Genomic DNA, 11799 nt, shown 5'->3' with positions numbered 1-11799 from the left:
TAAGGGAGGAAGAATGATGGAAAAAATGAAAAAGCAAATTCGTGTTTTGTTATTGCTGACGGTTTTTGGACTTAGTAGCTGTTCTTGTTTAAGTTTATCGGCTTGGACCTTGATTTTAAATCAAAACTGCTTTTATTATTTGGTTGGTATGTTGCTCCTTGCCAGTATTGGTGCAGGGTTAAACTACTATAGAGGGCAGGGAAATCAACATTATTCAGTTTTTAAGGAAGATAAGCAACAATTCTTGTATAGTCTCTTGCTCTTAGTAAACATTTTGGGTTTAGCTTTAATTGTCATAGAACATATCCTTGCAGGAAATACATCCGTAGAAGGATTTGTGGAAGCCTTTCTACCGAGTTTCTTTTTCTTATTTGGTATTGATTTGTTAGTTTTTCTACCAATTCAGAAGTATGTAAATGGATTGAAAAAGATTTTGGGAAAGAAGGAAATCTGTTTTATTAGTGGACTAGCTATTCTAATCTTTCTCAGAAATCCTTGGATGCTATTATCCATGACCTTTTATATTACCTTAGGAATGCTATTTTTAGGACTGTTGGTGCCAAAAGTCATTCGCTGGGAAGTTTCATTATATAGCCATTTGATGAGAGATATCTTACTAGTTATCTTCTTATTGTTCCTATTTTAAAGGCAAAAGAAGAGATGGTCCAAGTTTTACAATTTATAATATGGAATTCATAGATAATATCTCGACAAAGGACAACTTTTTGGTATAATAGAAACATGTACACTAAAAACGAAGAAGAGTTACAGTCCTTAGGTGAACGTTTGGGCTACTTATTAGAAAAGAATGATGTCTTAATCCTAACTGGAGAACTTGGAGCAGGCAAAACGACCTTTACAAAAGGCCTTGCTAAAGGATTACATATTTCTCAGATGATTAAGAGTCCAACCTACACTATTGTGAGAGAGTATGAAGGTCGCCTTCCGCTTTACCATCTAGATGTTTATCGTATTGAGGGAGATGCTGATTCTATCGATTTAGATGAGTTTCTCTTTGGTGGCGGCGTGACTGTCATCGAGTGGGGACATCTTTTAGGTGATGCCTTACCAGATACCTATTTAGAATTGGAAATTCTAAAAGAAGAAGACGGTCGCAGATTAAACTTCAAAGCCAAGGGTTTGCGTGCAGAAAAGCTTTTAGAGGAGCTTCAACATGGAGTATGAATTGCTCATTAGAGAAGCAGAAGTTGAAGATGCGGCTGAATTAGTATCATTTTTAAATCGTGTCAGTGTAGAAACAGATTTTACCAGTCTGGACAGGGATGGTATTTTGATGACAGATACTGAGATGGAGTTGTTTTTGGATAAGCAGGCTCACTCGGAAAATCAAATCACTTTACTGGCCTTGCTGAATGATAAAATTGCTGGTCTTGTAAATATTACAGCTGACCAGCGCAAGAGAGTTCGTCATATTGGAGATCTCTTCATTGTGATTGGTAAAAAGTATTGGAATAATGGACTGGGGAGTTTGTTACTTGAAGAAGCCGTAGAATGGGCGCAGGCTAGTGGCATTCTTCGTCGACTTCAACTCACTGTCCAAACTCGTAATCAGGCTGCAGTTCATTTATATCAAAAGCATGGCTTTGTAATTGAAGGTAGACAAGAGCGCGGTGCGTACATAGAAGAAGGGAAATTTATAGATGTTTACCTGATGGGTAGACTGATAGATTGATAGAAATATGGTTAAAAAAATTATTGGAATGGTGCTAGCTTTTCTAGCTGTGACAGTTTTGGGTGTGGGTGTTTTTGCTTATACCATTTATCAACAAGGTACAGAAACTTTATCAAGAACTTATAAAAAAATTGGTGAAGAAACCAATGTTATTGAGGCGACTGAACCCTTAACGATCCTTTTAATGGGAGTTGATACTGGAAATGAGGAACGAACTGACCCTTGGGAGGGAAATAGTGATTCCATGATTCTTTTGACAGTTAATCCGCACACGAAAAAGACCATGATGTTGAGTTTGGAACGTGATATCCTGACTAAAATTCAGCATAAAGATGGTAGTATTGAAGAAGCGAAGTTAAACGCTGCCTATGCCGGTGGTGGTGCAGAGTTGGCTATTTCAACCATTCAAAAGATGATGAACATCCATATTGACCGCTATATTATGGTCAATATGCACGGATTGCAACAATTAGTCGATGCAGTGGGAGGTATAACTGTCAATAACACGCTAGGTTTCCCGATTTCTATTAGTGACCAAGAGGAATTTAATACTATTTCTATTGGTGTTGGGCAACAAACTCTAAATGGAGATGAAGCTCTTGTTTATTCTCGCATGCGCTACCAGGATCCAGAAGGGGACTACGGACGTCAGAAACGTCAGCGTGAAGTCATTCAAAAGGTTGTTGAAAAAGTTCTTAGCTTGAATAGTGTTAGTCACTATCAATCTATCCTAAAAGCCCTAAGTACGAATATGCAAACCAACATTGATTTATCTGCGAAAAGTATTCCAAGCTTGTTAGGTTACCAGGACTCGTTTAAAACGATTGAAACTCAACAATTGCGAGGAGAAGATGCCGAATTGCAAGGGACATCTTATCAAATCGTAACTGCTAACCATTTGTTAGAGGTCCAGAATCTTTTGAGAACCTCACTTGATAAACCGAAGGTGACAGAGTTAGAGACAAATGCAGTCTTATATGAAGATATTTTTGGAAATCAAAATGGTATCGGTTTGGGAACAGGTACGATTAATAATACAACAAATCAAGAAGATGTAGAATAATCTATTTTATAGTTAAAATCGTGGGAATTTCCTGCGATTTTTTCAAAAAAATACGAATAGATAGGTAGGAGGAAACATGAAAGCAGAAATCATTGCTGTTGGAACAGAGATTTTGACAGGACAGATTGTCAATACCAATGCTCAGTTTTTGTCGGAAAAACTAGCAGAGATTGGGGTAGACGTATATTTTCAGACGGCTGTAGGAGACAATGAAGCTCGTCTATTATCCCTGCTTGAGATTGCCAGTCAACGTAGCAGTCTGGTGATTTTGACAGGTGGTTTAGGGCCAACTGAGGACGATTTGACCAAACAAACTCTGGCTAAATTTTTAGGGAAAGAATTAGTCTTCGATCCTCAGGCGCAGGAAAAGTTAGATGTCTTTTTTGCCCAGAGACCAGACTATGCTCGAACACCGAATAACGAAAGACAAGCTCAAATTGTAGAAGGGGCGACTCCGCTACCGAATGAAACAGGACTGGCTGTGGGAGGAATATTGGAAGTCGATGGAGTGACCTATGTCGTCCTTCCCGGTCCACCAAGTGAATTGAAACCCATGGTCTTGAACCACCTTCTACCCAAGTTAATGACAGGAAGCAAACTATATTCCCGCGTTCTTCGTTTCTTTGGAATTGGCGAAAGTCAGTTGGTTACGATTTTGGCTGATTTGATTGATAATCAGACAGATCCGACCTTGGCCCCCTATGCTAAGACAGGAGAAGTCACTCTGCGCCTGTCAACAAAGGCTAGCAGTCAAGAAGAAGCGAATCAAGCGCTGGATATCTTAGAAAACCAAATCTTGAATCGCCAAACTTTTGAAGGCCTTTCTTTACGAGAACTTTGCTATGGTTATGGGGAAGAGACTAGTTTAGCCAGCATTGTGGTAGAAGAACTGAAAAGGCAAGGGAAAACCATCACGGCTGCAGAGAGTTTGACGGCAGGTCTTTTCCAAGCTACTGTAGCGGATTTTTCAGGAGCTTCAAGTATATTTAAGGGTGGTTTTGTAACCTATAGCTTGGAGGAAAAATCAAAGATGTTGGATATTCCTGCCAAGGATTTGGAAGAACATGGTGTGGTGTCTGAATTTACAGCTCAGAAGATGGCTGAGCAGGCACGAATCAAGACCCAGTCTGATTTTGGAATAAGTTTGACTGGAGTGGCAGGTCCAGATAGCCTAGAAGGGCATTCAGCTGGGACAGTCTTTATAGGATTGGCTCAAGAGCAAGGAACTGAGGTCATTAAGGTGAATATTGGAGGTAGAAGTCGAGCAGATGTACGTCACATTGCGGTTATGCATGCCTTTAACCTAGTTCGCAAGGCTTTATTAAGTGACTAACTTTTGATATAATAGTAGATAGGTCTGAGGACCATTAGAATGTAGGAGAATAGAATGGCGAAAAAACCAAAAAAATTAGATGAAATTTCAAAAAAATTCGGGGCTGAACGTGAAAAAGCCTTGAATGATGCTCTTAAATTGATTGAGAAAGACTTTGGTAAGGGTTCAATCATGCGTTTGGGTGAACGTGCCGAGCAAAAGGTGCAAGTGATGAGCTCAGGTTCTTTGGCTCTTGACATTGCCCTTGGTTCAGGTGGTTATCCTAAGGGACGTATCATTGAAATCTACGGACCAGAGTCATCTGGTAAGACAACGGTTGCCCTTCATGCAGTTGCGCAAGCACAAAAAGAAGGTGGTATTGCAGCCTTTATCGATGCGGAACATGCCCTCGATCCAGCTTATGCTGCGGCCCTTGGTGTCAATATTGACGAATTGCTCTTGTCACAACCAGACTCAGGAGAGCAAGGTCTTGAGATTGCAGGAAAATTGATTGACTCAGGTGCAGTTGACCTTGTCGTGGTCGACTCAGTTGCTGCTCTTGTACCTCGTGCTGAAATTGATGGAGATATCGGAGATAGCCACGTTGGTTTGCAGGCTCGTATGATGAGCCAGGCTATGCGTAAACTTGGTGCTTCTATCAATAAAACCAAAACAATTGCCATCTTTATCAACCAATTGCGTGAAAAAGTTGGGGTCATGTTTGGAAATCCAGAAACAACTCCTGGTGGACGTGCTCTGAAATTCTACGCATCAGTCCGTTTGGATGTTCGTGGAAGCACACAAATCAAGGGAACTGGTGACCAAAAAGATACCAATGTCGGTAAAGAAACTAAAATCAAGGTCGTGAAAAACAAGGTGGCTCCACCATTTAAGGAAGCCTTCGTTGAAATCATGTACGGAGAAGGTATTTCTAAGACTGGTGAGCTTTTGAAGATCGCAAGCGATTTGGATATCATCAAAAAAGCAGGAGCTTGGTACTCTTACAAGGATGAGAAAATCGGGCAAGGTTCTGAAAATGCTAAGAAATACTTGGCAGATAACCCAGAAGTCTTTGATGAGATTGATCATCAAGTCCGTGTTCAATTTGGTTTGATTGATGGAGAAGAAGCTGCTGAAAGCAAAAAAGATGAAGTAGCTCAAGTAGACTCTGTGAATGAAGAAGTAACTCTTGATCTAGGCGATGAGCTTGAAATCGAAATTGAAGAATAAGCTGTTAAAGCAGTGGAGGACATCCGCTGCTTTTTCGTTGTCTTTTTCTGGTTTTCAGCTCACGCATAGTTTGCTGTTTCTTGTCGCTCCTCTAGAAAGCTGATATAATAGCCTTATGAATAAAAAACGAACAGTGGACCTGATACATGGTCCGATTCTTCCCTCGCTTTTGAGTTTTGCCTTCCCAATCTTGCTATCAAATATTTTTCAACAGCTCTATAATACTGCTGATGTCTTGATTGTTGGACGATTTCTTGGTCAAGAATCCTTGGCTGCAGTAGGAGCGACGACAGCGATTTTTGACCTGATTGTAGGTTTTACTCTTGGTGTTGGCAATGGCATGGGAATTGTCATTGCCCGTTATTATGGAGCTCGGAATTTCACTAAAATCAAGGAGGCAGTAGCAGCCACCTGGATTTTAGGTGCTCTTTTGAGTATTGTAGTGATGCTGCTGGGATTTGTCGGTCTGTATCCACTCTTGCAATATTTAGATACCCCTGCTGAAATCCTCCCTCAGTCTTATCAATATATTTCTATGATTGTGACTTGTGTTGGTGTCAGCTTTGCTTATAATCTTTTTGCTGGTTTGTTGAGATCCATTGGGGATAGTCTAGCTGCGCTTGGTTTTCTGATTTTCTCTGCTTTGGTTAATGTGGTTCTGGATCTCTATTTCATTACGCAACTGCAACTGGGGGTTCAATCTGCGGGCCTTGCCACCATCATTTCGCAGGGCTTATCAGCGGTTCTCTGCTTTTATTATATCCGTAAGAGTGTGCCTGAGCTACTCCCTCAGCTCAAGCATTTCAAATGGGACAAGGCCTTATACGCCGATCTCTTGGAGCAAGGTTTGGCTATGGGCTTGATGAGTTCAATTGTATCTATCGGCAGTGTGATTTTACAGTCTTCTGTTAATACTTTTGGAGCCGTGATTATTAGTGCTCAAACAGCGGCGCGACGCATTATGGCCTTCGCCCTTCTTCCTATGACCGCTATTTCTGCTTCGATGACGACCTTTGCTTCTCAGAATTTAGGTGCTAAGCGCCCAGACCGCATTGTTCAAGGTCTTCGAATCGGCAGTCGTTTAAGTATATCCTGGGCAGTTTTTATTTGTATCTTCCTCTTTTTTGCCAGTCCAGCCTTGGTTTCCTTCTTGGCTAGTTCGACGGATAGCTACTTGATAGAAAATGGAAGTCTCTATCTGCAAATCAGTTCAGCCTTTTATCCTATTTTGAGTCTCTTGTTGATTTATCGCAATTGTTTGCAGGGCTTGGGGCAAAAAGTCCTTCCTCTGGTCTCTAGCTTTATCGAACTAATCGGGAAAATCGCTTTTGTGGTCTTGATTATCCCTTGGGCAGGCTATAAGGGAGTTATCCTTTGCGAACCCTTAATCTGGGTTGCCATGACTATCCAACTGTATTTCTCACTGTTTCGTCACCCCTTGATAAAAGAAGGCAAGGAAATCTTGGCAACCAAAGTGCTCTCCTAGCTGTATTTGCTAATAAAATCCATTTCCTCTAGTGAAAATCGAAAAAACTTGTGTTATAATAAGAAAGATTAAAATGTGAAAAAAGGAGATTCCTAATGGGACGTAAATGGGCCAATATCGTAGCCAAGAAAACGGCTAAAGATGGAGCTAACTCTAAAGTATATGCAAAATTTGGTGTAGAAATCTATGTAGCAGCTAAAAAAGGTGATCCAGATCCAGAATCAAACTCAGCTTTGAAATTCGTTATCGACCGTGCTAAACAAGCCCAAGTGCCAAAACACGTTATCGATAAAGCTTTGGACAAGGCTAAAGGAAACACAGACGAAACCTTTACAGAAGGACGTTACGAAGGTTTTGGACCAAATGGTTCTATGCTGATTGTTGATACTTTGACTTCAAATGTCAACCGTACAGCGGCCAATGTCCGTGCAGCTTTTGGTAAAAATGGCGGAAACATGGGCGCTTCAGGTTCGGTTTCATACCTCTTCGATAACAAGGGTGTTATCGTATTTGCAGGTGAAGATGCCGATGCAGTCTTTGAGCAATTGCTAGAAGCAGATGTGGATGTGGATGATGTAGAAGCAGAAGAAGGTACAATCACAGTTTACACAGCTCCAACTGACCTTCACAAGGCTATCGTTGCCCTTCGTGAGTCAGGTATCGAAGAATTCCAAGTAACTGAATTGGAAATGATTCCTCAGTCAGAAGTGGAATTGTCAGGGGATGACCTTGAAACCTTTGAAAAACTTTATAGCGTTCTTGAAGACGACGAAGACGTACAAAAGATCTACACAAACGTAGACGGATTCTAATTTAACATTGAGAATATGATCCTAAGTGAGAAGCTCACTTGGGATTTTTTTAATCAAGAAAATAGTTCTCATGAAAACTTTTTTCTTGACAGCTTTTCTGAAAATGGTAAAATAGTTCCCATGAAAACTCATTTAGTTCCTAGGAGAACTAAATGTGATAGTTAGAAAGGAGTTAGTATGGATAAACCGATGTTAGTCTTTAAGCGTTTTGGTCATCAGATTCATCTCATGGTGCAAAAGGAAGCCAAACGTTGTGGTATTGAATTTATGGGTGGGCCTCAAGGTCAGGTTGTGCGTTTTTTGGATAATCGTGAGAAAAACCAAGACTTGGTCTTGATTAAAGATATCGAGCAGGAACTCAATATTACCAAGTCTGTTGCTAGTAATTTGGTCAAGCGTATGGTGCAAAATGGTTTGGTGGAATTGGAGGCGAGTCCTAGTGATAAGCGGGCAAAATTTGTTCGTTTGACGGACAAAGCACGTTCTCAGATGCAGCAGGTTAAGGCCTTTTTTGAACGAATTGACAAGCAGTTGATGGAAGACATTGATGAAGATGAATTACTGATTTTTGAGAAAGTTCTCGGTCAACTACAGGAAAATATCAAGGGAATAGGAGGAGAGAATGAAGAAATTAGCCAAACGAATTAGTAGAAAAGAATGGGGGCTGATTTTACTAGCCATTCTCTTTACTTGTTTTTCGGTCTATCTAGAGTTGGAAGTGCCGACCTATATCTCGAAAATTACGGATTTGCTAGGTAGTCAAGGAACTAATTTAGATGAGTTATGGCAGCCGGCAAGCATGATGGTGGGAATGTCCTTTCTTGCCTTCTTGTCCGTAGTTGCAGTTGGATTTTTTGCATCCCGAGTGGCAGCTTCTTATACTAGTAGGCTGAGAAGTGATATATTTAACCGAGTTTTGGATTACTCGCAGACAGAGATTAAGAAATTCTCTATTCCCAGTCTTTTAACTCGTACCACCAATGATATTACTCAAGTTCAAATGTTGATTACCATGGGCTTGCAAGTGGTAACACGTGGTCTGATTATGGCTATCTGGGCTATCGGGAAGATTTTAGGTCATTCAGAATACTGGCTCTGGGCCGTACTTGTGGCAGTGATTGTCAACGTCCTGATGACGACAGTTTTGATGACGCTAGCCTTTCCAAAACAGTCCTTGATTCAGGGGCTGACTGATAAACTAAACAGTATCACTCGTGAGAGTTTAACAGGTATTCGTGTCGTTCGCGCCTACAATGCTGAAGAATACCAAAATGAAAAATTTGCAGCAGCAAATGATGAATTGACACGCTTGAATTTGTTTGTCAACCGTCTTATGGCTATTTTGAACCCTATCATGATGGGGATTTCAAGTGGTTTGAGTGTGGCGATTTACTGGATTGGGGCCTATGTGATTAACGACGCTGCTCCGATAGCGCGTCTGCCTCTCTTTAGTGACATGATTGTTTTCATGTCTTATGCTATGCAGGTTGTCATGGGCTTCCTTCTCATGGGAGCACTCTTCATCGTTCTTCCCCGAACTATGGTCTCTGCTAAGCGGATTAATCAAGTTTTAGATTTGCATTCTTCTATTCAAAACCCTGCTCAAGTGCAGCTGGCTGATGAAAACCTCAAAGGTCAGGTCGAATTTAAGGATGTGACCTTCCGCTATGCGGCAAATTCGGAGGCAGTTATCGAGCATGTTAGCTTTAGAGCAGAAGCTGGTCAAACAGTGGCCTTTATTGGGTCAACAGGTTCTGGTAAATCAACTCTAGTTAATCTGATTCCACGTTTCTACGATGTGTCAGCAGGAGAAATTCTGGTGGACGGTGTCAATGTTCAAGACTATGCTCTAGAAGATTTGCGCAACAAGGTTGGTTATATTCCCCAGAAAGCGGTTCTCTTTTCAGGTGATGTCAAGGATAATTTAGACTTTGGACAGAGTCAAGAAACACCGCTTAGTAATCAGGCTATGTGGCAAGCTTTGGAATTGGCCCAGTCTAAGAGCTTTATCGAAGACAAGGAAGCGGGCTTAGCGTCAGAAGTGGCCCAAGGAGGAACCAACTTCTCAGGTGGTCAAAGACAGCGTCTGGCAATTGCGCGTGCCTTGGCTCGGAAGCCAGAAATCCTCATCTTTGATGACTCCTTCTCAGCCTTGGACTACAAGACAGATCGAGTTCTTCGCCAAGAGCTAGCAGAGAAAACCAAGTCTATGACCAAGCTTATCGTTGCACAGCGTATTTCAACGATTATGGATGCAGATTTGATTTTGGTCTTGGATCAAGGTAAAGTCGTGGGGCAAGGAACCCACAAGGAACTTCTGGCTAATAATGAAGTTTACCAAGAAATTGCCTATTCACAACTATCGAAGGAGGAATTGGAACATGGAAAATAAGAAAATGTCTCTTTGGAAACAGAGTAAACCCTATCTTGCAGGTCTCCAGTTTGCCCTTCTGATAGCCTTTCTAGCAACAATCGTATCCAATATCATTACTGTTTATGGGCCGACTCGCATCAAGGAAATGACCAATATCATTGCAAATGGTTTGGGAACTAGTGTGGATGTCGCGGCGGTTGCAGCTATTGGTAGTTTTTTGGCCGTGATTTATGTGATCGGACTTCTATCAAATTATTTACAGGCCTTTCTGTTTACAACAGCCATTCAACGTTTTTCAGAGCGTTTGAGAAGAGCGATTGCAGAGAAAATTAATCGTCTTCCATTGGGGTATTTTGATGGACATTCTCAAGGAGATACCTTGTCTCGTGTAACCAATGACGTTGACACTGCAGCACAGTCCCTGAATCAAAGTCTGGGAACAGTTCTTTCATCTAGTTTATTGGTCGTAGCAGTCTTGGTAACCATGTTTGGGATGAACTGGATTTTAGCCTTAGTGACGGTTGTTTCAACACTTATTGGTTTTGTTTTCGTGTCCGTCTTTATGGGCAGATCACAGGGATTTTTTAAGAGTCAGCAACAGGATTTGGCAGCTGTAAATGGTTATGTGGAAGAAATGTACTCTGGTCATAATGTGGTGACCAGCTACAATGCTATCGAGAACACGAAAGAAGAGTTTGCGAAATTAAACCATCGTCTGTATGACAGTATCTGGAAGTCTCAGTTTATTTCAGGGATTATGATGCCGATTATGGTGTTTATTGGTAACTTTAGCTATGCCTTAGTGATTATCGTTGGTGCAGCCTTAGCTCTGAATGGGCAGATTAGTATCGGGATTATCGTTGCCTTTATGGCCTACGTTCGTATCTTTTCTCAGCCCCTTTCCCAAATTGCTCAAGGGATTACCAGTCTTCAGCAGGCTAGCGCAGCCATGGGACGTGTCTTCGAATTCTTAGCTGAAGAGGAAATGGAAGATGAATCTCATAAAGAAAGACAGTTGAGCGATATGAAAGGGCAAGTGGTCTTTGATCGAGTTTCCTTTGGTTACACACCAGAGCGAACCATCATTCATGACTTTTCTGCGACTGCTCATGCAGGTCAAAAGGTTGCCATTGTCGGACCGACCGGAGCTGGTAAGACAACCATTGTCAATCTTTTGATGAAGTTTTATGAGATTGATAAGGGAAACATCCGTATCGATGGTGTGGATACCAAGGAGATGAAGCGTTCGGAAGTACACGATGCCTTTTCAATGGTCTTGCAGGACACTTGGCTCTTTGAAGGCACTATCCGAGACAATCTTATCTATAACCAAAAGGATATTAGTGATGAGCGCGTGATTGAAGCCAGCAAGGCTGTAGGGATTCACCACTTTATCATGACCCTACCAGATGGTTACGATACCGTCTTGGACGATACAGTAACCTTGTCTATCGGACAAAAACAGCTCTTGACCATTGCTCGTGCTTTGCTGAAAGATGCGCCACTCCTAATCCTAGATGAGGCGACTTCTTCTGTTGATACTCGGACTGAGGAATTGATTCAGAAAGCTATGGATCGTTTGATGGAGGGCAGAACTTCCTTTGTCATCGCCCACCGCTTGTCAACCATCCGTAATGCTGATCTTATTCTCGTCATGAAAGATGGGAATATCATCGAGCAAGGAAATCATGATGAGCTGATGGCGCAAGCTGGTTTCTACGCTGACCTCTACAACAGTCAATTTACAGAAGACGAAGCAGAAGAATAAATCAAAAGAAGGCTTGACGGCCTTCTTTTTCTGCACTATACTAGAAGACAAGTGCTTCCCT

At 41.5% G+C, this 11799-nt stretch carries 11 protein-coding genes; all 11 read left to right on the top strand.

All coding sequences use genetic code 11. The annotated features are described in order from the left end of the window. Positions 1–13 precede the first annotated feature (13 nt). The 11 genes from N8L39_RS04345 to N8L39_RS04295 all read left to right on the top strand — a co-directional run bounded on the left by N8L39_RS04345 (position 14) and on the right by N8L39_RS04295 (position 11738). Positions 14–646, top strand: a complete 633-nt coding sequence (locus tag N8L39_RS04345) for a competence protein (RefSeq protein WP_261010193.1) — start codon at positions 14–16, stop codon at positions 644–646. Between the two features lie 95 nt (positions 647–741). Beyond that, on the top strand, positions 742–1185 hold the full coding sequence (gene tsaE, locus N8L39_RS04340; RefSeq protein WP_024056773.1) for a tRNA (adenosine(37)-N6)-threonylcarbamoyltransferase complex ATPase subunit type 1 TsaE: 444 nt from the start codon (positions 742–744) through the stop codon (positions 1183–1185). Beyond that, positions 1175–1693 carry a GNAT family N-acetyltransferase gene (locus N8L39_RS04335; RefSeq protein ID WP_261010194.1) on the top strand — a complete coding sequence of 173 codons (519 nt, stop codon included), beginning with the start codon at positions 1175–1177 and terminating at the stop codon, positions 1691–1693. Before tsaE ends, N8L39_RS04335 begins: the two co-directional genes overlap by 11 nt. Positions 1694–1700: 7 nt before the next feature. Further along, complete coding sequence (gene lytR, locus N8L39_RS04330) at positions 1701–2756, top strand: glycopolymer--peptidoglycan transferase LytR (RefSeq protein WP_261010195.1); 1056 nt, start codon at positions 1701–1703, stop codon at positions 2754–2756. Between the two features lie 76 nt (positions 2757–2832). Continuing rightward, positions 2833–4089 carry a competence/damage-inducible protein A gene (locus tag N8L39_RS04325; RefSeq protein WP_261010196.1) on the top strand — a complete coding sequence of 419 codons (1257 nt, stop codon included), beginning with the start codon at positions 2833–2835 and terminating at the stop codon, positions 4087–4089. A 54-nt stretch (positions 4090–4143) separates the two neighbouring features. Continuing rightward, on the top strand, positions 4144–5298 hold the full coding sequence (gene recA, locus N8L39_RS04320; RefSeq protein ID WP_261010197.1) for a recombinase RecA: 1155 nt from the start codon (positions 4144–4146) through the stop codon (positions 5296–5298). Between the two features lie 115 nt (positions 5299–5413). Further along, entirely contained in the window at positions 5414–6784 is a 1371-nt protein-coding gene (locus N8L39_RS04315) for an MATE family efflux transporter (RefSeq protein WP_261010198.1), read from the top strand. A gap of 95 nt (positions 6785–6879) precedes the next feature. Continuing rightward, positions 6880–7596: a YebC/PmpR family DNA-binding transcriptional regulator gene (locus N8L39_RS04310; RefSeq protein ID WP_000532882.1), complete on the top strand. Its 717-nt coding sequence runs from the start codon at positions 6880–6882 to the stop codon at positions 7594–7596. Between the two features lie 177 nt (positions 7597–7773). Next, a complete protein-coding gene (locus N8L39_RS04305) occupies positions 7774–8244 on the top strand; it encodes a MarR family winged helix-turn-helix transcriptional regulator (RefSeq protein WP_261010199.1) in 471 nt (156 codons plus the stop codon). Beyond that, the gene (locus N8L39_RS04300; RefSeq protein ID WP_261010200.1) at positions 8219–9988 is read left to right on the top strand and encodes an ABC transporter ATP-binding protein; all 1770 of its coding nucleotides are present in this window, start codon (positions 8219–8221) and stop codon (positions 9986–9988) included. Before N8L39_RS04305 ends, N8L39_RS04300 begins: the two co-directional genes overlap by 26 nt. Beyond that, positions 9978–11738: an ABC transporter ATP-binding protein gene (locus tag N8L39_RS04295; protein ID WP_261010201.1), complete on the top strand. Its 1761-nt coding sequence runs from the start codon at positions 9978–9980 to the stop codon at positions 11736–11738. The genes N8L39_RS04300 and N8L39_RS04295 overlap by 11 nt, the downstream gene beginning before the upstream one ends. Positions 11739–11799: the final 61 nt, after the last annotated feature.

Source organism: Streptococcus mitis (genome assembly GCF_946190285.1).
In the GTDB taxonomy this organism is placed as follows: Bacteria; Bacillota; Bacilli; order Lactobacillales; family Streptococcaceae; genus Streptococcus; species Streptococcus mitis_CP.
This window is presented reverse-complemented; position numbering and strand designations above follow the sequence as displayed.